A 25,502-nucleotide genomic window follows, 5' to 3' on the forward strand; every position below is an offset into this window, starting at 1 on the left:
TCTTTCATTTCCGTATCTGCCAAAAACCTCTCCTTATCTAAACGCCCTACCGCGGATTACAATACGGTCTCAGGCTCTGTTGCTTTCTTCCATTATTTTTCTGCCTTTTTCTATATATTTCGTTATTCCGAAATCTTCCACAGTGAATTTCCCGTCTTCCCATGTTACTATATTTGCGCTGCAGTTTGGAAGCTGTTCATTTATCTGAATATCCGGTTTCACAGTTCTCAAAAAGTTCAGTATAGATGTTCCGTGTGAAACAACAAGAATATTCCCTCCTGTTTCCCTGTTATCCTCGATTATTTCAGTGTAAGCTCTCATTTGTCTTTCCACAAGGTCATCTATATTTTCCCCGTTTGGAAATCTGAAATCTTTTCTGCTTGCATGAAGTTTCTCAATTAGTCCCGGATATTCTTTTTTCACTGTTGCTGATTTTTCACCTTCAAGGTCTCCGAAAAACATCTCTTTTAAGTCTTTCAACATTGTAAGATCCAGCTCTCTCTCCTGTAATAAAATCAAAGCTGTATCTGCTGCTCTTTCACTTGTACTTGAATATGCAGCTGAGAATTCTATGTCCTTCATACCTTCCGCAGCATATTCCGCCACTTCTATTCCTTCAGGAGTCAGCGGGGCATCACAGTAGCCCTGCATTCTCAGAAATTTGTTAAATAATGTCTGTCCGTGTCTTACTATATAAAGTACTATCTTCTTATCATTCATTTTTGAACCTGCCTTTTGCTTTTTTTGATATTTATATTATAGCACTTATATATTATTTTTTCATTTTTTACTTTAATTTTTCAAATTTCTCTCAAATGCCTATATATCCTTACCATTTGATTTTATTACATCTTTATACCAGTAGAAACTTTTTTTCTTATATCTCGCCATATCTTTTTCATCCTGCTCTTCTCTGTTTACGTATACAAAACCGTAACGTTTCTGATAGCCGTTCAGCCAGCTCAAAAGATCTGTAAAGCTCCATGTGCAGTAACCTATGAGGTCTACACCGTCTGTAATCGCTTCCTTGCAGGCTCTGAGATGTTCTTTTATATAATCAATTCTGTAGTCATCATTAATTATATTTCCTTCTTCAAGCTTATCGAATTCTCCAAGACCGTTTTCCGAAATAAGTATCGGCAGCTTATATCTGCTTGTAATTCTTCTCATTCCTATTCTAAGACCTGTCGGATCTATTTCCCAGTCCCAGTTTGTAGTTTTCAGATATTCATTTTTCTTTGTTTTATATGCTCCGGGTATTCCTTCTTCCTGTGTAGTACCTTTTTTCCCTGTTGTATTAAATACTCCCACTCCTACACCATCAAGAGGATTTGTTTCAAATGTTACTGTTTTATAATAATTTACTCCCATAAAATCAGGTTTCCCAGCTTTTAGAAGCTCTGTATCTCCTTCAAGAACTGTGGGCGCCCATCCTTTTTCTTTAAGGAATTTCATCCCTGCTACAGGATATTCACCCCATGCATAAATATCCATCCACCAGTCTGCGTTTAATTCTTCTTCATCTTGAAATGCCAGAACATCTTCCGGATTACACGTGGCAGGATATCCCGGATTCAAAGCAAAACTCGGTCCTATTTTCCCGTTCGGCACTATTTTTCTAAATGAACTTATTGCCTTTGCATTGGCAAGACTGGCTATATGATTAGCCTCATACATTCTTTTATAATCTTTTACACCCGGCGGATGTATCGCTCTGAGATAACCCAGTCCTATAAAGATATTCTGTTCATTCAGGCTTACCCAGTATTTTACCCTGTCACCGAAATTTTCAAACAAAGTAACACAGTAATCATTGAAATCTTCTATTATCTGTCTGTTTTCCCAGCCTCCGTATAAATCCTGAAGAGCCTGCGGCAAATCCCAGTGATACAATGTAACTATAGGTTCTATATTATGCTCTATTAATTCATTTATCAGATTATTATAGAAATCCAGCCCTTCCTGACATGCCTTTCCAGTTCCTTCCGGGAAAATTCTTGCCCATGCTATGGAAAATCTGTATGCTTTCAGTCCCATTTCAGCCATGAGGGCTACGTCTTCCTTATACCTGTTATAATGATCTACAGCTACATCGCCAGTTGTTTCCATGAAAGTTTTTCCGGGAATTCTTACAAAATTATCCCAGATCGACTTTCCTTTTCCGTCAGTATCCCATGCTCCTTCTACCTGATAAGCAGCTGAAGCTGATCCCCATAAAAACCCTTCAGGAAAATCATCAAGTTTTTTATGTATCATTAAATACACCTCCTGATAAAATATTTTATTTAAAATCTTTCCGTTTATTCCTGTTCATTAGAAAATCAGCCGTAACGGCTGATTTTTAATCTATTGTTTGTCAAAAAAATCTTTAAACTGAGGAAGATATTTTTTGTGAGCAATTAACAATTCATCTAACACTTTTTTACCAATAGTGCTTCCCGGTATCAAAGGATTAGTAATAAATGCTTCCAATGCTATTTTATAATCTCCTGTTACAGCCGCTTCTATTGTAAGTTCTTCCATCGCTTTCATTATCTGTATATACCCTCTTTGTGCAGTAGGGAATTTTCCGAAATTAAGCGGTTTTGGACCAGATGCAGTGATATATGCAGTAGTTTCTATTGCACAGTCATAAGGAAGATCATCTATAGTTCCGTTATTACGTGTATTTACTACCATCAATATCTTTTTGTCGTTATGTATAGAATTTATCAATTCACATGCAGCATCTGAATAATATGCCCCTCCTCTTTTTTCAAGCTGTGCCGGTTTATCTTTCAGATCTGGATTTTTATAAAGCTCAAATAATTCCTCTTCTACTCTTTTTACTACTTCACCACGTGTACCTTCATTTTTATAGCTTTCAAGTCCTTTTTGCAGCATATCGTCCTGAAGATAGTAGTATCTGTGGTAATAGCACGGTATCATACCTAAGTGGTCAAGCTGATCCTGAAGAAAATGCATTACTTCTATATTAGCCACTCCTGCTTCCTCTTCACTTATTACTTTAGTCGCTACCTCACCTGTGATATCTTTTCCTTTGTTATCATATACTTTATGCCATACAAAGTGATTCAGTCCTGCGAAGTGGAAAAATAATTCACTGGCATCTTTACCAAGAAGCTTTGCTTCGCTCATCATATGGTTTACAGGAACATTGCACAGTCCTACCACTTTTTCATACTTTCCATACTTTAATACAGCTTCTGTAACCATTCCTGCCGGATTTGTAAAGTTTACAAGCCATGCATCAGGACAAAGTCTTTTCATGTCCTCAACTATAGAAAGAATTACCGGAATTGTACGAAATGCTTTCAGCATTCCGCCGGGACCGTTTGTTTCCTGACCAAGCAGACCATTTTCAAAAGGTATTCTTTCATCTTTTATACGGGCATCAAGGAAACCAACCCTGAATTGTGTAGTTACGAAATCAGCACCTTTTAGAGCTTCTTCTCTGTCCAGAGTCAAATGTATCTGCCAGTCCAGACCGGCTTTTTCCACCATACGCTTTGCCAGACTTCCAACTATTTCAAGCTTTTCTTTCCCCTCTTCTATGTCAACAAGCCAAATTTCCCTTATTGGAAGCTCCGCACTTCTTTTAATAAATCCCTCAATCAGTTCCGGTGTATAGCTGGAACCTCCGCCAATAGTTACAATTTTAATTTTTGACATGTTACCATCATCTCCTTATATAAAAAATTTGTTAGTTAAATACCTGTCTATATTATAGCACTTTTATGCCACTGCTGCAGCCTCTTCTTTTAATTTTTGCGCATCCATTATTTTGAAGAATGGATAATATATAAAGAATGTTATTACCATACTTACTACCTGTACTACTCCTCCTGATACACTGGCTGTGGATAAGGCCCCTCCGAGAATAGGCGGTGTCGTCCATGGTATTGCTATACCTGCCAGTCTTGCTACGAATCCTAATTTCATTGACCAGTAAGTTATTGTAATTACTACTACCGGAGACAATACAAACGGAATAAGCATCAACGGGTTCATTACTATAGGAAGCCCGAAAAGTATCGGCTCGTTAATATTGAAGAATGCCGGTCCTATAGCCAATTTACCTATTTCTTTCAGCTGTTTGCTCTTTGAGAATATCAATAATATCACTGCCAGCGAGAATGTCGATCCTGATCCTCCCATTGACTGAAAGATATCAAAGAATTGTGTTGTTACTACGTTAGGTAAGTCCGCTCCTCTTGCTCCTGCCATATAAGCAGCGTTATTTTCAGCCATAAGCTTATATGTTACCGGAGATATAATTCCCATTATCAGGGCAGCTCCGTGAATACCTGTCATCCATAGTAAATGAATAAGCAGTGTTACTACAAGTGCTCCCCAGTATGTTCCTCCTATTTTTGTCAGAGGTCCTACTAATAATACTCTTACTATATTATGCATATCTTCAAACGGTGTGTACATTAATCCAAGTCTGATCAGCCATACTACTGTCAGTATTATCATACCCGGAATCAAAGCCGCGAATGATTTTGCCACTGCCGGCGGTACACCGTCAGGCATTTTTATGATAATATCTTTTTGTATAATTATTCTATATATTTCTACAGTAAATATTGCCATTAACAAACCTACGAATAATCCTCCGCTGTCAAGAAAGTTAAATGCTATTCCCCCTACAGTTCCTACCTCTTTACCATCCTGTAAAAATGGTATACTGTAAGGTGTCACAAGTACAAAGGAACACAGAGCCAAAACTGCTCCTGTAAGTGCATCTACACCATATCTTTCAGAAAGTCTGTATGCTATACCAATACAAGCTATTACTCCCATCAATCCAAATGATGCTGTTACCGGGTAGCTTAATTTTTCAGCAATTCCTGTGTCTGCCAGCCATTTTGTATACGCCGGTATTGGGAAATTCCCTATAATCAAAAATACAGATCCTATTATTGTAAGCGGCATTGTTACTATAATTCCGTCTCTTATTGCCTGAACATGTTTTTGGTTTCCTACCTTTCCTGCTATAGGCATCAAATGTTTCTCAAGAAATCCTATAACCCCATCCATAGCTCCTGCCATAATATTCCTCCTCAAATTTCTATATAGTTTATATACTAAAGTCTATTAACATCTTCATCAAAAAACAATGATAATTATGCGTAAAATTAATGTTTCAGAGAATAAAATTCCAAACTTATGGACCGGTACCCACGAATGATTACCGCCCAAGTTCTTGGAATTTACCTTATCTGCAATACTGGGTATAAGCAGAATAAGATACTAGCTTTCCAGTGCATCTATCCTTTTATATAAATCTATCATTTCTATTACCATATCTTTGAACAGAATTGATCCCATAAGGTGATCCTGTGCATGAACCATAATAAGACCAAGGTCTACTCTTTCACCGCCGGCTTCCTTAGTAATGAGATCTGTCTGTATCTCATGGGCTTTTAGCATTTCTTCATTTGCTTTCTTTATATAGTTGTCAGCTTCCTCAAAGTTACCGACTTTTGCTTCTCTCAAAGCCTGAAAAGAATAGCTTTTGCTTTCTCCCGCATGACCAATTAGGCTCATTGCTATCATTTCAATATCCATTTCCATATCCATATGTCATCTCCTAAATAATAAATTTATATTGTATGTTGTTTCTCCAAACTAACCGATTAATTTTAAAGCTTGATCCAAAACTTTCGGTCCGTTCATCATTCCATAGTCCATCATATTTATTACATCTATAGGGATACCCTTTTCATCAGCTACTTTTTTCAGATCGCTCAATGCATATTTTACCTGCGGACCTAATAAAAGTACATCAGCATTCCCCACATGATCTCTTACTTTTTCCAGTGGTTCTGCCCACACTTCTGCTTCTATTCCCTGCTCATCTGCAGCCTTTTTGATTTTTGTAACAAGCAGACTTGTAGACATTCCTGCTGCACAACATAGTAAAATTCTTTTCATAGTGAATTTCCTCCTCTAAAATGTTAATTGAATAATTTAATTGTTAATTGCATAAATTCATCTTACTTATATAATAACCTATTTTTCCTATATGTCAAATTTACTAAAAAAACTGTAGTTTTTCGTCTGATTTTTCAATAAAAAAAATTTATTTTTCCTGTTTTTAGGCACTTCATTCCATAATATCAGAAAAAAAGATCATTTTTTCGTCTATTTTGGATAAAAAAAAGTTATTATATTTTAGTTTTTTTGAAAAATTTTTCAAGATTTTTACATTTTCTATGTTCGTTTTCATATAATAGCTTTTTTTTTATATTTTTGTTATAATTCATTCAGAACACTCTGTATGCCTAAATTTCAAATGACAAACACAATATCAGAAAGCAGCAGAATGTGAAAAATTCAAATAAAGGAGTTGTAATGTTAAATATATATAATTCCCAACAGTTTAATTTTCTCAAAAAACATAATTTTTCAGTACTGACAAATAAGGCTTTGAATAAAAAGGAAAAAAAATTTTTAAAAATTCTTTACTTAAGTTGTGGTATTCTTGATAAAAATAACTCAGAAATATCCTATAAAATTGAAGAGATTTTAAATGTTTTAAACTACGACTCTATTACCCGTCTGGAGAAATTTCTTAATAACATTATCAGCAAAAGAGTTTTCTACAGAGTGGAAGAAGATAACAAACTGCTGCAAAACGGAAGCTTTGGTATTATAAACTCATATTCAGTTTATAAAGGGCGTATCTATTTTCTTCTTTCCGAAGAGATACTTTTGTCATTTATAGAAAAAACTCTCTTTTCTTATCTAAAAATAGATAAGTTTATTTTCATGGAAGAAAATTTTTCCTATAATCTTTATTTATACCTTATCCCTCTGTTTTATAACCAGAAAGAAGTAGTTATTGATCTTGATAAATTAAAAAATATACTGAATGCAGAAACCAGTTACGAAAGGTTTTATGATTTTGAAAAATATATTCTGAAAAAAGCAATTGAAGATATAGTGACCTTTAGTAAATATAATCTTTCATATTATAAGATGAAAACCGGAAAAAATGTAAATAATAAAGTTACAGCAATAAAATTTATACTTAACAATGAAAAACCTGGCAATTATTTTGATGTTAAACATGCTGCCAATGAGCTTCTGAATGTAGTCAAGACTAAAGTAGTCAATATAAATGAGATGTATGAGCTTATACTCCTTTATATCATAAAAAGAAGCTATGATTATGTACTTACCAACATAAAATATACACTTGCCAATTATACCGACAATATAGAAAAACATCTGAAAAAAGCACTGCTTTATGATCTCGGGAATACTGAAAAAATTGATAAATATGCACTTTATGTTGAAGATATAGCATACTTCAAAACACCGTTTATATTACAGATGAATCTCTGGCGGCACCTGAATAAGGTAAGTGCAGAAATTCCTGATTATGATGATGTAAACAGACTGTATTATTCGGACTTTTTCAAAAAAATTATCAAGCTCAGAGACAAGGAAGAATTTGATTTTTCCAATGATACAGTAAGAATATATATAAAATATAATGAAAAAGAAGACAGTATTATAAGAATATATATACATAAGGAAGGATAAAAATTTTTATTGTTTTCCAAAGGAGGAGAATTTTATGATAAATACAGAGTCCTTATTTAAAAATAAAAAACTAAATCCGAAACAGATTATTGCCTACGGCTTTACCAAAAGAAAAGATGACTACATTTATTCCTCAGAATTAATAAATGGTCAGCTTAAAATGACGGTTATTATCACCAAGACCGGAAAAGTATCAGCAGAAATAAAGGATATACTATCAGGGGAAGCCTATATTATTCATCAGGTTTCTGCCCTTCACGGCGGATTTGTGGGAAAAGTCAGGGAAGAATATGACAGAATTCTTAATGATATTGCCAAGAAGTGCTTTGAAAGTGATATATTTAAAAGTGAATATTCAAAACAGGTTATTCAGTATATCAGAGAAAAATACCATAATGAACCTGAGTTTCTATGGACTAAATTCCCCAATAATGCGATTTTCCGCCGTCAGGACAGTGCAAAATGGTATGCGGCATTATTAATTCTGCAAAAGCAAAAACTGGGACTGAAAGAGGACGGCATAATTGAGATAATTGATTTACGGATCAAACCCGAAAATATGGACAGTTTTATTGATAATAAAAAATATTTTCCGGGATATCATATGAATAAAAAACATTGGTTTACCATTTGCCTTGACGGCTCAGTTCCCGCAGAAGAAATTTTCAGATATATTGATATCAGCTATACACTAGCTGTGAAATAGCAATTCAGTGATAAAACATCAGTATATAAAAAGAATCCGATTACTCGGATCCTTAATATATTTATTCAGTTAATTTATATTTTCTCTATCGCTCCTGAACTAATTCACATTTATATGTGAACAGAATAATCAGGGGCTTTTTTTATCTGTCTGCTCTTTCCACCAGGCCTGCATTAGATGTCTTTGAAGGAATAAGTCCGATTCCTTTTCCATTATGTGATACTAAAAGACCTATATTTGTCTCATCCAGCTTCACTACATCATTATTTTTCAAACCATAGGTTATCAAATCCTGTTCTGAGAAAACTTCTTCTGCCAAAATTATTTCATTTTGTGCCAGTTGTTTATAATAATCATATACAGCTTCAGCTTGATTCTCATTACTTTTGGAAGATGCTGCCGATGCATTTGATGATGTTTCTGATACCTGAGCTGACGCTACTACTGGTATAATTAATCCATACCAAATTGACGCATCAGAGGAATTTTTGGGTCTGAGATCTATGTCAGCATACACTGCTCCGCACACGTAAATTACAAGTGCTGAAATAAATATTTTTTTCATCTTAATCTCCTTTTATCTTTATATTTTACAGCTAATTTATTATACGAATGATTCCGTCATAATTTTTTACCCAGTTTATAAATATGATACTAATATATATTCTTATCCCTCAAAACAGCCAGTGCTGTCTCTGCTGCGGCTTTCCCTCCTGCATTGTCCTTAGCCTGAACATTTACCGCGAATATAAACACATTATCTTCTTTCTCCACAAAGCCTACAAACCATCCGTTTACATTCTTTCCGTCCAAAGTACCTGTTCCTGTTTTCCCGAAAAGTATCTTCCCGTTATTTTCTGACAGCTTTAGTGCGTTTTTTACAGCTTTTATATTTTTATCATTAAATACCAGATTATCTGTATAAAAATCCTTCAGCAGCAAAACCTGTTCCACAGGTGATATCCGCAGAGAAGATTCCATCCAGTAATCTGATATATCACCGCTGAGATTATAATTCCCATATGAAATTTTTTTATAATATGAATAAAGCTGTTTTTTCCCGGCCTTTTTATCTATTTCCTGAAAATACCAGTTTACTGAGTCTTTCAGTGCGCTTTCCAATGTCTGATCCTGATCCCACACACTGTACGAATTAGCTTTGCCGTTCCACTTCATAGAAGTATCACCGCTCTTTATTATTCCCAGTTCCAGACCTATAAGCGCATCATATATTTTATATGTAGAATCAGGAGCTGGTGATACTCTTATCTTTATTATAAATAACATACTGATCAGTTTTCATATTATACAATACAAAACTTCCGTCATACCCTTTAAAATAAGTGCCAAGATCTTCATAAACTACATTTTTCCCCTGAAAATTATACTTTTCAGTATATGCCATCTGCGTCACCACAGATATCTGACTTAGTAAAAAAAAGCTCAATCCTGTGAAAATCAAAAAACTTTTTATTTTCATGCGTGTTGTTTCTCTTGTATAAACTGCTATTTTTTTTATACGGCTGCGAAGTTCCTTCTTAGTCCCGCCCAGACTTGCTGTCATAAATATATGAGAAGTATCAGATAACTTTGTTATAAAATTAATGATTGTATACCCGTAATCAGAAAAAAACTCTTCATCAAGCAGTTTTAGTACTGAAGCATCACATGCTATCTCCCTGTCTGTACGCATTTGCTTAAAAATCATCCATACCAGCGGATTAAACCAGTAAACGACCTGAAAACCCGTCATTATCCAGTTAATCAGTACATCTTTACTTTTATAATGATTTAATTCATGTAAAAATATATATTTTATTTCTTTCGTGCTGAATTGTTTTAATGTTGCACTCGGCAGTAAAATGTACGGTCTGAAAACTCCCGTTGTTACCGGCACACTGATAAAATCAGAAATCCCTGCCGCGGGTTTCTTCTTTATTTTCAGCATATTGCAGCATTCATCAAATAACCCTTTTATTTCATTGTCTTCCAGCAATACAACTGATTTTCTGATTCTACCGAGTCTGAAACCGCCAGCTGTTATAAAAAAAGTCAAAATGAAAATGCCTGCGATCCATAGTCCTATTAAAACTAAAATCAGATAACCGGGCATAATATGATTAGCAGACACTCCGAAATCCTGAATCCAGTCTGCTGCATGAACTAAGGCTCCGTTTCCGGCATTTTCTGCTATTCCCGCTTCTGCAACCTGTTTTGTATTTATCCTGTTAAATGTAAAATTATCCAAAGTTCTGTAATCAAAAATTCTGCTTGGTACGAAAGGTACTGCAAGGATTATTAGAAACAAAAAACCTGTATTGTTCTGCCATTTTGAAGTAATATGTTTTCCAAAAACTTTTTTTATTCCCAGAATAATAAAAATAAAAAAAGATATTGTAAAAGAATTCATCAAAAAACAGATAAAATTCGTTCTGACCATACTATTTCCCTTTCTTGGCTATCCCTTCATCCAGAATCTTTTTTAGTTCATCTATATCATTCTCTGTAAGCTTATCCTGTTCCAAAAAATTAACTACCATAGAATTCAGGGCACCATCATAAAATTTATTCAAAAAACTGCTGCTTTCCTGCTCCACATAATCTTCTTCTTTTATAAGCGGAGTATACACAAATACTCTCCCCTCTTTTTCATAACCAATAACGCCTTTTTTCACCAGCCTTGAAAGCAGTGTCTGTATCGTCTTTGGTTTCCAACGGCTTTCTTTTATGAGTATCTCGGTAACTTCTTTTGTACTCACAGGAGCCTTTGCCCAAATTAGCTTCATGACCTGATACTCTGCTTCTGAAATGGGGAATGAATTTTTCATAATTACCTCCAATTCTTACATTTGTAATAAATTTATTATAGCACAATTTTCGGGCAATTATAATATTTTTTTTTTATAAAAATTTTTCTTGACAAAAAAGTCTTACAAGTGTAAGATATAAAAAATTACATATGTAAGATTTAATTTCAAAAAGTATTTTTACAATACTTGCTTTTAACAAAAAAAAAATAATAAGGAGAACACTCTATGAAAAGAATTTTATTAGTTATTATGCTGGCTTTTTCTGCAATTATTTGTAAAGCCCAGCCGAAATCCGTGGCTATTGTCACTAAAAATGCCCCGTCAAAGTATACTCAGGAGTACTTTCAAAAATATTTTGATGATTTGAATATAGAAGGAAGTATTACTATCTATGATTACAAAAATAAAAAGTGGTTTTACAGTGATAAAAAAGATTCAGAAAAGCGTACACTTCCTGCATCTACTTTCAAAATTCCAAATTCACTGATCAGCATAGAAGAATATGCTGTAAAAGATGAAAATGAAGTTTTGAAATGGGACGGAGTGATAAGAGAAATTCCATCACACAATGCCGATACCGATTTGAAAACTGCATATAAAAATTCCACTGTATGGTTTCACCGGGAAATGTCAAGAAGAGTCGGAATAAATAAATATAAAAAATATCTGAAAGAATTTAGTTACGGCAACCAAAATTTGTCAGGGAAAGCTGACTATTTCTGGCTGGACAATACCCTTGTCATTTCGCCTGCAGAACAAATAAATTTTCTAAAAGGTCTTTATGAAGAAAAATACTCTTTTTCAAAAAGAACTTATGATATTGTAAAAAATGTCATGATTGAAAGAGAAACTGATACATATATCCTAAGAGCTAAAACAGGATATGGAATAGTAGGGACACTGGATATAGGCTGGTATGTTGGATATGTGCAAACTAAAGATAATGTTTATTTTTTTGCCACAAGATTATCACAGGATGTTCCGAATAAAAATAATGACTTTATTAACCTGAGAAAAACCGTTACTTTTAATATTTTACAGGATATGGGAATTATACAGTAATTCCTAATATAAAAGGGCTGTGTTGCTTTTTATAAACCACAGTCCTTTTTACTTTCTGAATAATCTTTAAATAATCCTGTATAGGTGAAAATTATATTTACGAAGCTTTTCCCTATTCTTCTTTCAGTAAGATTTCATTGACATTATTTAGTATATGAATTATAATTTATTAATTATTAAGTTATAAATTTTATTAAAAGGAGAGAAGATATGAAAAAAATAATTTTACTTTTTATGGTTTTTTCGCTTAGCATTTTTTCAAAGAGTTTTGATTCAATGGCTTCAAAAAAAGCATTGGATAAATTTATAGAAATAGAACGTTCCGGAGATTTAAAAAAATATGCTGGTGATAAACAGGCCGAAGCTATGTTCGGCATAAGCAAAATGTCTGAAGAAGAAATCAGTGATATGAATAAAGGAAAAAAAATAATTGGTGATAATTATAAATATAAAATAACTAATGTGAAAGAAACCGGCAATAAGAGCGAGATAACTATGAATGTTGAATATGAAGCTGTAAATTATGACAGTCCGCAGATGAAAGCAATTATTTTGGAGCTGGAATCAAAATATGGTAAACAGTGGTTTGAAAATAGTTCAAATGAAGAAATAACAGATAAGTTTATGGAAAAATATACAGATTTTTCTATTGTCAAAAAAACAATAAAAGTAAACATGGAAAAACAAAACGGATATTGGGATATTGACCTGAATGAAAATAACGACTTTATGATAAGCTTATATTCACACGGCGAGCTTTATTTCTGGCATGAATAACTGAAATTTAAATGCATACTTTGTTACTAAAAACTAAAATTAAAAAACTGGGCTTTTATACCCAGTTTTTATTTTTGATAATATATAAATGATATTCTAAATATCTGACTTATAGAATTTTTTTAATACACTTTCCTAAAATGCAGCCTTAAAAGAAACTCCTACCTTATAGTCTTCTTTATTGTCATTTCCTGCTCCGTATTCTCCTGTAAGGAATATCCCGTATCTGTCTTTTAACTCCACTCCTATTGTTCCTCCGGTTTTTATCTTACCCTTATCTTCGGCAGTTTGTGCCAGCTTGTGATACCCCTCTTCTATTACAGATAAACTTGCTTTTTCCTGTCTGTTCATATTTCCAAGTTCATATTCATAAGCTGCACCTATATTTCCTTTTATTTTCCAGTCTGAATTTGATCCAAGACTTTTTTCTGCCTCAAGTCTCAGCCCTATACTTGGCTTAATGCTGTAGCCGTCATTGCTTTCCACATTCAGACTTTCAGCCCCGCCTGTTTCCTCGAAGCTTTCATGCGCCATATATCCGAGTTCAAGCCCTGTAAACGGCACTAACTTTACATTACGTCCTATTTCAATATCTTTTCCTATTTCATTTAATGAACTTATGCCGTATACATTATAATCCGATTTCATATCTGATTTTGTCCCGTCATACCATTGTATACTTCTGTCATTATTATGAAAACTTACTCTACCTAACAGATCATTTCTAAAGTTCCATCCATTTACACTGTACTTATTATGTAATCCAAGCTGTACAGTATCTGCCTGATCTTCATTATTTGTATCTTTCATCTGAAAATCAGTTCTTGTATACCCCAGTGAGTAGCCGAATGTGTGTCTGTATGTTCTTTCTACTTCTCTAAGTGCCAATACCCCCACTGTGTTATAATCATACGATTCTACACCGCTGGTATTCTCCTTAGTGCTTCCTTTTCCTGCTATTACATTTATTTTCACATTTTCTTTTGTGTTATTTTCTGAGTTCTGCAATGTAAACAATGCATTGTTAAGTACCCCGTAAATATCCTGTTCCCTCTGATTTATATTAGCGTACACACTTCCTGAAAGCTGTTCAAAACTGTCTCTCAAAGTATTTTCATCTGTTATAAGGTCTAACTTATCATAAATTTTCAGTGCATCACCCTGGGCATTAAGATATTTATCCTCGATATTTTTAGCAAATCCGTCATACCATGCACCTTTGGTAAAGTTATCATAGTCAATTTTTTCCATCCATATATCTATTTTACCCTGATCATTAGTTACAGGTATTGCATCAAATGTAAGCGAGCTGCTTTTCACTGATACTTCTCCGGTATTTTGCCCTCCTTCTGGAGTTGTCGGATCAAATACATTTTCAAATTTATACACTCTTGCATTTGTTCCCTGTGTGAATAACGGATCTATTTTTACGTCATTATCTCCGAAATTAAAGCCTGGCGCCACTATACTTACACTGTTGCTCAAAAGAAAGCCTCCGTTTATATCATCAGGCGAATAGCCATTCAAAGAAATTTCTTCCATTGTTGGTACCCTAAAACTCGATGAATCTGGTTTTATAATAAGATTAAAACCATCCAGTTCAAATTTTTCATCAACTTTTATAATACCGGCATTTATTATACTAGGCGGCGTATAAGCTGCATCGCCGGTTACTACCTGCTCTGAACCTATTGTTCCCGAGGCGATTTCTATTAATCCGTAATTTTCAAGGATTGAACTTCCGGAAAGCTGTATTCCCGTGCTGTTATTTCCATTTATATATATTTTCCCTGTGTTTTCATTTATTACTTTTGAATTGGCATTAGCATAAATTCCCATACTGTTATTTCCATTCATTGTTATAGTACCGGCATTTGTAATCTCGGTATTTCGTGTTCCCGCTATACCTATACTTCCGTCACCTGACAGTGTGATATTACCTTCGTTTCTCACAGCTCCTTGTTCTATATATATTCCCACTGCTTTTTCCGATGCAGAAGTTATGTTGCCGGTATTCAGAGACTCATTTATATTACTTACAGAATAAAATCCTACTCCGTTTGAGCCAACTGTTATATTACCGCTGTTTTTCATATTTTGTACATTTTCTCCGTAAAGCCCCACTGAATACTTATTTGCAAATGGGTTTTCAGGATCAATTATAACAGAATCTCCGATTTTTATATCACCGCTGTTATCTATACTTCCTGCTTTATTGTATATCCCTATATTTGCAGTTCCGTTATCTCCTGTTATTACCGCTTTATTTGTTATATCCCCGCCGTTTATCAAATAAAAACCTATAGAATCAGAGCCAGCCATATTCAGATCAGCACCTGCTTCATTATTTACAGTTGTTTTTCCGTCAGAATATACCAAAACACTTTTATCTTCCAGATTGGATATATTTCTTCCCGTATAAACAGAATCTTTACTTAGAACTACACCATAACTGTCACTGCTTACACTTATTCCGGCATTATTATCAATCACAGCCCCGTTAGTCCCATATATACCTACAGTTTTTTCACCTGTTAATGTCAGGTTCCCGCCAGTAATATTCAGATTACCGGAGTTCATATAAATACCGGTACCTGACAACCCGACTTTTACATCTCCTGCTGTGTGGTTTACCTCTCCGCCCTTGCTGTAAATACCAATAGAATTTACTCCTGATATTATATCCGCAGAATTATTAACCGTTCCCTGAGTATTATTATTAAATATTCCTATAGCTGGATCAGACATACTTACTGAATTTCCTATTTCTACAGAATTTCTGTTATTAAAAGTCTTTGCACCATCTGATGTGATATAGACACCTACTGATTTATCACCTGTTAATGTTATTACACCATTATTTTCACCTGTAATATTATTGCTTCCGTCAAGATAAATACACACACTTCTTTCACCGGTACTATTTATTGTCCCGTAATTAGAAACATTGTCTCCGTCTTTTATGTAAAGCCCTGATGATCCTGCACCAATTTCTATATGTCCTGTATTTTCAATGCTTGTACCTGAACCGCTTCCGTATAATCCCACAGAAGAACCGCCCAGATAAATAGTTCCTTCATTTTTAGCACTGGCTCCATTAGTCGCATAAATTGCTGTTGATTTATCTCCGCTAAAGTTTATTACTCCCTTATTTGTGGCTTCCTGATATACGGTTTCCCCGTTTATAGTTACCGGAATGCCTCCGGAATACCCGCCTGTAAGAGCTATACCCACCATATTATTTCCTGCTGCACTGATATATGAATTATTTCCGAGCAACACTGCTGAATTAATCCCTGATATAAATGTTCCTCCGTCTCCCAATGAAGCACTTGAATCATAATACAAAGTTCTGTCTTTTATATTTTGTACTATATATTGTGAATCTGATGTAGAATTAACAGAAAAATTCTGGTTAAAAGTTCCTGAACCTGCCACATTGAAGATTACTATTCCTTTACCGTCTACATTAACCGTTCCGGAACTCATAAATGATGCAGTTCCGTCAGTATACACACCTACAGAATTATCCCCTAATAAATTCAATTCCAGATTATCCGAATATACGGAATTATCTTTGATATAAATTCCTGTTCCATTTTCTCCCACTGTTATCTTAATAGGTCCTGAACTCATAATATAAGATTTATTTGAATATATACCTACACCGCCTTTAGAAGCACTTACATCAATGTCTGTACCGCCTTCTAAAGCCAGAGTTCCGCTGCCGTAAGTTCCCCCGCTTGAATTCTCATTTACATAGATACCTATGGCTTTTTCACCAGAAGCTGCAGTTATTTTTCCTGAGTTATATACAGTAAAAGAAGAATAAGAAGTACTTCCGTCATCTGGAACCGGATAAGATTCTGCGTATATTCCCACACCATTATTTCCGATGTTTATCTCTCCGTCATTTCTCGCAGTTCCTCCGGTAGTATACATACCAATGCCGGTTTCACCATTCAGATTTAAAATACCTGTATTAGTCTGCCCTGCTCTTTTAGTATAAATACCTATTGAATTACTTCCTTCCAGATCTATTGTACCATTATTTTCACTGCTTATTCTGTTATACTCATTAGCATTATAACTCTGCCCTATACCAACCAGATTATCCTCGGTTCCTTTTATTGTGACTCCCTGACTTACAGATACTCCGGATTTCCCTATTTCAGTATTTCTGTATGTTTTATCACCTGTATTATTGTTTTTATCTATATTAGAATCTATATCTATTACTAATAATGATGAAGTTACCTTTGATCTTCCTAAACCGTTAAATTCTATTGAAGAACTTTCTGTAATATCTCTCAAATCACTTAAATTCACCTTTGTATTTTTAACAGCTATGTTAAAACTGTCTGAATCTGCATTTATAGTAAGTTTTCCGTTTGAAGTATCTGTTATACTGTTTATATATTCAGGAAGGTCAGCTTCGCTTGCTATTCCGCTGCCTTCATAATAATATCCTATTGCCCCGTTCTTCAGATTGACATTTACATCTCCGTTTATTACAGTTTTCCCAGTCAGACTGCTTCCGTTATTAGTGAATTTTTGGAAAAAGAATGCAAAACTGTCTTTACCGTTTACTGTCATTTCCATTGCCTGTCCTGAAGTCTTAGACTGCAAAGAGACATTTCCTCCCTTTGAAAATATTGCAGCTCCTCCGTCACCGTTTATTTCAAGCCGGTCTGTTGTTATATCGGTTTCTGATGAAGTATTTACATAACCGCCATTAACATATAAAGAACCCGCTCCGCTGTAAACTGCTGTCGGCTGTTTTCCGTTCACTTCTATAAAACTGTTTTCAGATGTCATATTTAACCCGTTATTATAAATAGCTGTTGCATAATCTCCGTTCATAGTAATATTACCTTTATTTAAGCCATGCTCACCTGCTACCATTCCGGTGATAACCAGACCCAGACCTCCGTAGTTATATCCCCATTCATTGGCATATGACGAAGAATTATTTATAATATCACCATAATTTTCAAAAGTTCCGTTAGTTACTATTACGCTCATTGCCTTAGCTCCGGAATTTATTGTTACAGGCATATAGTTTTTTATTACTGTGGCATATGAACCTGCTGCAATGGAATTTTGAAATCCTGCATTTATGGGTTCTATGGAGTTAACAAGACTGCTGTCTAATATTACATTACCATAACTAACTTTTACCAAAGAACTCTGCTTGGAATTCTCCCCGAATTCTACTTTCTGTATTATTGTGTCATTTAATATCATATCCATTGTTTTTAGAGTAGCAGACTGTGTTTCTCTTGATACTGCCGGTGTATTTGTTCCGTTTATTAATATATCCATATTTCTTACACTATCCAAAATATTGGTTCCAGTGGTACTCAAACCTCTTTGGACATATAATCCCACATTTTTGTCACCTTCAAGAATAATTTTCCCATTTGAACCGTCTATTTCTATTGATGAATTTACATAATCATAGCTGCCGTACACTGATGCTCCGATTTCTACTGCTCTGTTACCGTTTCCTGTGATACTTATATTACCGGACTTTATTAATATTGGTTTTGTATATGGATCAACTGCTACAAATACCCCGACTCCTCCAGTTGATCCCGATACATTTTTAGAAGTAGATTCTATTATTATATTTCCTGAATTAATTAACTCCCCTTCTTTAGAAGATGTCGCTGTTCCTCTGTCCAGCTGCATAGCGATTCCGCTCTGCCCCTGCTGTGTTCCGTCTTTTAGCGTTATAGTACCTGTATTTTCCAAAGTAGCTTTAGTTCCGAGATTTGCTGTTGAAGTTCCCAGATTCAAGCTCAATCCTACAAGAGCAGTAGAAGAAAAAGTATTTGTAGTATTATTTGCCTGTAAAGTAAGATTTCCTGAAAATACTACCTTACTGTCTGTAGTGGCATAATATGGTCTGTAGCTTAAAAATCCCCAGTTATCATAACTTTTCCCGTCAGTTATCGACATATCCCAGTTACCTTTTACTTCAAAATTTCCGCTGTTTGATATATTATGTGCCGAAAAACCCGTAGTATATCCGGTATGGGTATAAGAAGAAGCAGTTGTTCCCGTATATGATCCGTTATTGTAGGCTGCCTCACCTGTTACAGTGATGTTATTAGTTGCCCCGTTAAGCTCCAGTGATGTTCCGGCTGTTGACTCTACATTCAAATTTTCATAAATTTTATTTCCTGAAGTATTATATCGTACTAAAGTAGTTATTCCTCCTATACTTTTCCCCTGAAATGAATTCTGTACTCCGAAATACGGAATTGCCACATTTGGAACTGTAGGAAAACTAAGGTCTCCCACTGTAAAAATCGGTGCTGTTATCTGCGGTGCTGCTGCAGGCGTCATATTGACATTTACTACAGGTGCATCCACAGGACTAATATTCAGCTCCACATCTTCTCTCATAATTCCCTTTACAGGAATATACATTCCCAGATCTACTGATTTTGCTGTACCTTTTTCTATACTTACTGCTGTTTCTTTTGAACCGCCCCTGTGGTTATTATTATAAAACCCGCTAAAATATATCTGCCATTCAAGATACTCAGGTTTCACAATATAATCACTTTGCATATACAAATCTTTTAACTCTTTATTTCTTTTATTTAGTATTTTTTCTAAAAGTTTGTAATTTTCATCTGACGATTTATTCCCTATATTTTTGGTCATATTGTTGTAAATTCTGTCATACTTACCTTTAGAGATACTATTGTTATTTTCTGCATAAATATTCGCTATGGAACCCAAAGCTAAAAACATGCATACTTTCTTATTTCTTAACATTTTTCTCTCCTTCTAATATTTTGCCGCTTTAGATATTATTAGTTATTAAAAATCTTGATATTGTCTTTCGGAAAAATTTTTTTTATTTACCAATGAATTATTAACCTTTTGTTATTTAATTCAAAACGTTCTTTATTCCGAATTTTTTTTACTATGTGTACTTACTTTCATATACTATCCTTACTTGTAAAAAAAGTTTTTACTTGAGTATTCATTCTACCATTGTTCAATTTATTTGTCAACAACATTACATTTCTCTACACCAATCATAAGTATTTTTAAAGATTTTTTCTGCCATTAAACATTCATATAATTTTTATATCAAAATCAAATTATAAATATATTTTATTAATTTTTTCTTTCAAAATTACTTTAAAAAACTCATAACTAAAAGAGGTTGTATCAAAATAGAATTTTTTCTTAATATTTGAATACAGCATATTGATTTTACTTTTAAATTATTACAATATTTTGTTTTCAAATTTCTCAAAAATCTATTTTAATACAACCCTGTGTATGATTCCTAAAAAACTGCTTTTAGAGTCACACCTGCTCTATACTCATTCTCGTTGTTATTACCTGTTTTATATTCCCCTGTCAGGAATATTCCGTATCTGTCCTCTACTTCTACACCGATTGCTGCTTTGGTGCTTAATACTCCTTTTTCTTTCTCCGGCTTTGATAATTTATGATAATCTGTTTCCACATTTACCAGTTTCGCATACTCTCTTTCGTTCAAATCTCCCAGTTCATAACCATACGCTACATCCAAGGCACCTTTCAGTTTCCACTGGTTCTTTTCTCCCAGCGCCATTTCTCCTTTTAGTTCCACTCCTGCTTTTGGTTTTACGCTCCACGCATCATTTCCCTGTACTTCCAAAGCTTCTAACCCGTCTTCACTGAATGTCGGTCTTGTCATATATGTTACATCAAGACCGCTGTATGGTGTGATACTTGCATTCTTTCCTAATGATAATTCTTTACCAAGCTTATTGTTGCTTGATATGCTGTATGTTTCATATGTCCCGTTCAGCTCTGATCTTCCTGCATTTGTCCAGTCTATATTTCTGTCTGTATTATGAAAGCTTACTCTTCCAAGAACGTCATTTCTTAATACCCAGTCATTTGAATTATATTTATTATGCAGTCCCAGCTGTAATGTATCTGCATCTTCCTCACTGCTGTTTCCGTCATTCATTTCATAGTTTGTATGTAAATATCCTGCTGAATAACCAAATGTATGCTTATATGTTCGCTCGACTTCCCTTAAGGCAAGGACTCCTACTGACTCATAATTATATCCTAATACTCCGCCTGTATTTTCTGTTAACTTTCCTTTCCCTGCTATTACATTTACTTTTACATTTTCTTTTGTGTTATTTTTTGAATCCTGAAGAAGATTTAATGATGTATCAAAAACATCTATTACTGTTGCTTCTCTTTGATTCATATTGGCATACATATTTCCTGCTAATTTATCAAAAGTATTTCTTAATGTGTCTACATCAGTTATCAAATCTATCTTATCGTATAATTTCAAGGCATTTCCTGTGGCATTCAGATAGTTTCCTTCGATATTCTTGGCAAACTGATCATACCATGCACCTTGAGTAAAATTATCATAATTTATTTTTTCCATCCAGATATCTATCTTGCCACTTTTATTCGCTACTGGTATCGCATCAAATGTAAGTGATCCGCTTTTTACAGATATTTCCCCCGTGTTTGGTCCTCCTCCCGGAGTTGTTGGATCGAATACATCTTCAAACTTATAAACTCTTGCATTAGTTCCCTGAGTAAAATTAGGATCAATCCCTATTGGATTAGAACCAAAATTAAAGCTTGGTGCTACCACATTAACAGTATTTGTTAGAAAAAATCCTGCATTTATATCTTCCAAAGCGTATCCCTCTAATTTTATTTCCTCTATTGTAGAGGCTCTCAAACTCGATGGATCTACTTTTATTATCAGATTTACTCCGCTTAAGTCGAATTTTTCGCTTACCTTTACTACACCTGCATTTATTATACTTGGAGGTGTATAGTCAGAAGCTCCCGAAACCGTTTGTGCTGAATTTATTGCACCTGAAGCCACTTGAATCACTCCATAATTTTCTAATGTTGAACCTCCTGATAACTGCACTCCTATACTGTCATTTCCATTTATATAAATCTTTCCAGAACTTTCATTTACTACTTTTGAATTTAAATTTGCATAAATACCTATACTATCATTTCCATTTATTGTTATTATTCCTTCATTTTTAACTGTAGAATTTCTTTCAGCTGCTATACCCATACTGTGATCACCTGACAGTGTGATATTACCCGTATTTCTTACTGCCGAACCTTCTAAGTATATTCCTATTGCATTATTCGAATTTGATGTTATATTTCCTGTATTCAAAGTTTCTGTCTGTGCATTTTTAGCATAAAAACCTACTGCATCTGTTCCTATCTCTATATTTCCTGTATTTTTCATACTTTGCACATTTTCTCCATAAATACCTACTGCATAATTATTTGCAAATGGATTCAACGGATCAACTATCACGGAATTTCCTATTTTAATGTCTCCATTATTTACTATATTTCCTGATTGATTATATATCCCTATATTTGCACTTCCTGTATTTCCTGTTATTGAGGCTTTATTTATCAGGTCTCCCCCATTTATCATATAAAATCCTATTGAATCAGATCCCGTTATTGTCAAATCTGCATTAAGTTCGTTTGTTATGCTTTTTGCATTATCTGAGTAAACTAAAGAACTTAGCTCTCCAATAACAGAACTCTTTCTATTGATTAAAGAAGCTTCTGAATTTAATACTACTCCATAATTTCCACTTCCTATATTCAATTGAGTGTCATTATCTATTACAGCATTATTAGTCCCAATTATCCCTACAGCATTTGTACCAAGGAATTCTAAAGTTCCGCCTGATAAATTTACATTACTGGAATTTGCATATATTCCCGCTCCGCTGTCATCAATAGATATTTTTCCTGAATTTTGGTTTACTTGCCCGCCGTTATTATAAATTCCAATTGAATTTTTTCCTGAAATTATATTTCCTGTATTATGCACTTCATCAAGGCTGTTATTACTATATATGGCTATACTCGGATCATTTTTATTGCTAGAATCGCCTACTTGAACTGTACCTGTATTATTTATTATCTGTTTACCTGTTCCGGTTGTGTAAATCCCTATATTTTTATCACCTGTCAGGGCAATGTTTCCGGAATTTAAAACTGATGAATTATTTGCATTCACAGAATAAAGACCTATCGTTTCTTTTCCTGAACTTGTTATATCGCCGCTGTTCATTGCAGACTTTCCATTTTCTAAGAAAACTCCCGCAGACTTTTCTCCAACGGATATTTTATTTGTATTACTTACTCCTGTTCCAATACCTTTACCGTATATCCCTACTGAACTATCTCCAAGCTTAATTGACCCCTCATTTTTAGCACTTGCACCATTTACTGCATATATCCCTGTTGAATTATTACCAAATGACATTATTCCTTGGTTTGTAGCCTCTTGATCTAAAATCTGTCCGTCTATCATTACAGACAGCCCGCCTGTATACGCTCCATTCAAAGCAAGTCCTGTTATATTTGAGTCAGTTGAATTTAAATTCGAGTTACTTCCTAATAATACCGCTGAGTTTTCACCATTTATAAAAACTCCGCCCTCTGATAAATTCGTGCTGCTGTTGGAATAAAAAGCATTATCCTTGATATTTGCAAGTGTATAAGACGATCCTGGTGCACTTATAATATTAAAGTTTTGATTAAAACTACCGCTTCCAAATAAATTATATACTACTATCCCTTTACCATTTATATTTATTGTTCCGTTACCTGTAAAGATATTAGTTCCATCTGTATATATTCCTGTTGCGTTGTCTCCATACAGATTCAAAGTTAGATTGTTTAATGTAGTTACCCCGTTTTTGCTGTAAATACCTATTCCATTTTCTCCTACAGTTATTGTACCTGAATCTGTTCCATCTACATTTATCGTATCAGTATATATTCCTATTCCATTTTTAGAATTCTTCAAATCTATATTTGAAGTGGAAGTCAATGATAATTTAGCAGCTGAATTTGTTGAATTATCTAAGTAAATACCCGTTGCATGCTCACCGGATCCTGTTATATTTCCTGAATTTGTTACTTCTAAAGTTCGATTGTAAGAAGGTGGCGAATCCTTATGCTTTTTAGTATTTGCATAAATTCCTATTCCGTTCTCCCCTGTCTTTATATCTCCTAAATTAAATACTTGAGTATCCCCAGGGACATTAGTAAAAGTTTCTCCTTGGTGTTTATATAAATCACCATAAATTCCAGTACCATTTTGGGAATTTTCTAAATTTATTAATCCATTATTTGTAATTTTAGAATTTCTCACGTAAATTCCTATTGATTTATCACCGCTTAAATCAATTATTCCGTTATTTTCCCCTGCTTGAGCATTCTTATCTCCCCCTAATTTCATAGCTGCCTGCTTTTCTTCTGTTCCGCTGACAGTTATTCCTGAATTTAGAACTATATTGGCCGCATAATAATCTATGTCTCTGTATTCTTTTTTTCCTGTACTATTTTGGTAATCTAGATTTGAGTCACTATCTATATATATTGTTGAATCACTTAATCTTACTTTTTTTGATCCTGTTAAAATTATATCTGAAATTTGTATATTTTCTAAATCACTTACTTTTAGACCTACAGAATTAAGCCCCAATAAATAACTACCCTCTTTTACATCTATAGTTAAAGTTCCATTATTTGTTACAAATAAGTTTGATAAGTCACTTAAAAAATTATTTGGTGGAAGATATGTTGCTGGTCTATAGCTTTTATCTGTATAATAAAAAGCACTCGCTTTTCCGTCCACAGTGGATTTTACATCTCCGTTTATGTGAAATTTTCCTGAAAAATATTGTTCTGCACTATATGATTTTGAGAAAAGATAAGAGTTTTCACCACTTATCGAAGCATTTATCGTATTTCCCGCTGAACCTAACCCTATTATTCCTTCTCTCAAGTAGAATAAATTGCTGTAGGCACCATTTAAAGATATATTTCCACTTTCTAAATTAATAACAGGTTGTATTTTCGGTCCGGCATAATTATAAAAAGCCAATAAACCAATTACCTGATCTCCGGTTAATGAAATATCTCCATCATTCAAAGTTATTGTTCCGCTGTTTGCAGTAATTCCATAAGTATAACTTCCATTTATAGTTATATTGGCAAAGTTTTTTAATGAACCTCCGGCATTTACCAGCCCTGCTAGTAGAGGAATATCATACCCTAAAGGAGGAGCGTGGTTAATTATAACATCTGCATAATTTTCTAATGTTGTGTCGGCATTTGCCCCATAGTTATTTATTGCAATTACACCCACATATTCACTGCTTATTTCTGTAATAGGCATATAATTCTTTAAATTTTTTCCTGCATTTACAATTATCTCTTTCGTCTTTCCTTTAGTATAATCCGCTACATTCACTAAACTGCTGTCAAGTATAACATTATTGTTCGCTGAATTATTAAAGAACATAGTTGAATTAGTAGAGGCACTTCCAAATGCTATACTTTGTATAACTTTATCATCTAAAATAATGTCATTATTGCCGGATACTGGCAGATTTCCCAATTGTATTCCTTGAGAACCATATCCATTTATAGCTATATTTAGATTTTTAATACCTCCTTGTATAATATGTTTGTAGTTAAAAAAGCTAAATTAACTACTTAAAATCTTTGTTACTTTATGTAATAAT

Annotated in this window: 15 protein-coding genes and 1 pseudogene; 4 read left to right on the forward strand and 12 right to left on the reverse strand. The window is 34.0% G+C overall.

The window, feature by feature from the left end:
• Nucleotides 1-69: 69 nt before the first annotated feature.
• The 6 genes from NK213_RS09855 to NK213_RS09880 all read right to left on the reverse strand — a co-directional run bounded on the left by NK213_RS09855 (nucleotide 70) and on the right by NK213_RS09880 (nucleotide 5,940).
• Nucleotides 70-720, reverse strand: a complete 651-nt coding sequence (locus NK213_RS09855; protein WP_253348787.1) for a histidine phosphatase family protein — start codon at nucleotides 718-720, stop codon at nucleotides 70-72.
• Between the two features lie 99 nt (nucleotides 721-819).
• Nucleotides 820-2,256 carry a glycoside hydrolase family 1 protein gene (locus tag NK213_RS09860; RefSeq protein ID WP_253348788.1) on the reverse strand — a complete coding sequence of 479 codons (1,437 nt, stop codon included), beginning with the start codon at nucleotides 2,254-2,256 and terminating at the stop codon, nucleotides 820-822.
• Nucleotides 2,257-2,346: 90 nt separating this feature from the next.
• Complete coding sequence (locus tag NK213_RS09865) at nucleotides 2,347-3,672, reverse strand: 6-phospho-beta-glucosidase (protein ID WP_253348789.1); 1,326 nt, start codon at nucleotides 3,670-3,672, stop codon at nucleotides 2,347-2,349.
• A gap of 63 nt (nucleotides 3,673-3,735) precedes the next feature.
• Nucleotides 3,736-5,055: a PTS cellobiose transporter subunit IIC gene (gene celB, locus NK213_RS09870; RefSeq protein WP_253348790.1), complete on the reverse strand. Its 1,320-nt coding sequence runs from the start codon at nucleotides 5,053-5,055 to the stop codon at nucleotides 3,736-3,738.
• Between the two features lie 201 nt (nucleotides 5,056-5,256).
• Nucleotides 5,257-5,580 carry a PTS lactose/cellobiose transporter subunit IIA gene (locus NK213_RS09875; protein WP_253348802.1) on the reverse strand — a complete coding sequence of 108 codons (324 nt, stop codon included), beginning with the start codon at nucleotides 5,578-5,580 and terminating at the stop codon, nucleotides 5,257-5,259.
• 54 nt (nucleotides 5,581-5,634) lie between these two features.
• Nucleotides 5,635-5,940 carry a PTS sugar transporter subunit IIB gene (locus NK213_RS09880; RefSeq protein ID WP_253348791.1) on the reverse strand — a complete coding sequence of 102 codons (306 nt, stop codon included), beginning with the start codon at nucleotides 5,938-5,940 and terminating at the stop codon, nucleotides 5,635-5,637.
• A 420-nt stretch (nucleotides 5,941-6,360) separates the two neighbouring features.
• Between NK213_RS09880 and NK213_RS09885 the strand changes: the two genes are divergently transcribed.
• On the forward strand, nucleotides 6,361-7,557 hold the full coding sequence (locus tag NK213_RS09885; protein ID WP_253348792.1) for a replication initiation protein: 1,197 nt from the start codon (nucleotides 6,361-6,363) through the stop codon (nucleotides 7,555-7,557).
• A 34-nt stretch (nucleotides 7,558-7,591) separates the two neighbouring features.
• A complete protein-coding gene (locus tag NK213_RS09890) occupies nucleotides 7,592-8,263 on the forward strand; it encodes an MmcQ/YjbR family DNA-binding protein (RefSeq protein ID WP_253348793.1) in 672 nt (223 codons plus the stop codon).
• Between the two features lie 142 nt (nucleotides 8,264-8,405).
• Here the strand turns inward: NK213_RS09890 and NK213_RS09895 are convergent, their stop codons facing one another.
• The 4 genes from NK213_RS09895 to NK213_RS09910 form a co-directional block, all read right to left on the reverse strand.
• Nucleotides 8,406-8,828, reverse strand: coding sequence for a hypothetical protein (locus tag NK213_RS09895; protein WP_253348794.1), 423 nt, complete (start codon nucleotides 8,826-8,828; stop codon nucleotides 8,406-8,408).
• 89 nt (nucleotides 8,829-8,917) lie between these two features.
• Nucleotides 8,918-9,550, reverse strand: a complete 633-nt coding sequence (locus tag NK213_RS09900; RefSeq protein WP_253348795.1) for a penicillin-binding transpeptidase domain-containing protein — start codon at nucleotides 9,548-9,550, stop codon at nucleotides 8,918-8,920.
• Nucleotides 9,510-10,703 (reverse strand): BlaR1 family beta-lactam sensor/signal transducer, encoded by a 1,194-nt coding sequence (locus NK213_RS09905; protein WP_253348796.1) that lies wholly within the window; start codon nucleotides 10,701-10,703, stop codon nucleotides 9,510-9,512. Before NK213_RS09905 ends, NK213_RS09900 begins: the two co-directional genes overlap by 41 nt.
• Before the next feature lies 1 nt (nucleotide 10,704).
• Nucleotides 10,705-11,091 (reverse strand): BlaI/MecI/CopY family transcriptional regulator, encoded by a 387-nt coding sequence (locus NK213_RS09910; protein ID WP_253348797.1) that lies wholly within the window; start codon nucleotides 11,089-11,091, stop codon nucleotides 10,705-10,707.
• 207 nt (nucleotides 11,092-11,298) lie between these two features.
• On the opposite strand from NK213_RS09910, the gene blaOXA reads away from it, so the two are divergent.
• A complete protein-coding gene (gene blaOXA / locus NK213_RS09915; protein ID WP_253348798.1) occupies nucleotides 11,299-12,135 on the forward strand; it encodes a class D beta-lactamase in 837 nt (278 codons plus the stop codon).
• 210 nt (nucleotides 12,136-12,345) lie between these two features.
• Nucleotides 12,346-12,912 carry a hypothetical protein gene (locus tag NK213_RS09920; protein WP_253348799.1) on the forward strand — a complete coding sequence of 189 codons (567 nt, stop codon included), beginning with the start codon at nucleotides 12,346-12,348 and terminating at the stop codon, nucleotides 12,910-12,912.
• 135 nt (nucleotides 12,913-13,047) lie between these two features.
• On the opposite strand, the gene NK213_RS09925 is transcribed toward NK213_RS09920, so the two are convergent.
• Nucleotides 13,048-19,704: an autotransporter domain-containing protein gene (locus NK213_RS09925; protein WP_253348800.1), complete on the reverse strand. Its 6,657-nt coding sequence runs from the start codon at nucleotides 19,702-19,704 to the stop codon at nucleotides 13,048-13,050.
• 523 nt (nucleotides 19,705-20,227) lie between these two features.
• Nucleotides 20,228-21,112 (reverse strand): annotated as a pseudogene (locus tag NK213_RS20645) (autotransporter outer membrane beta-barrel domain-containing protein); the annotation flags it as partial.
• Between the last annotated feature and the right edge of the window lie 4,390 nt (nucleotides 21,113-25,502).

This window comes from Sebaldella sp. S0638, assembly GCF_024158605.1.
Classification (GTDB): Bacteria; Fusobacteriota; Fusobacteriia; order Fusobacteriales; family Leptotrichiaceae; genus Sebaldella.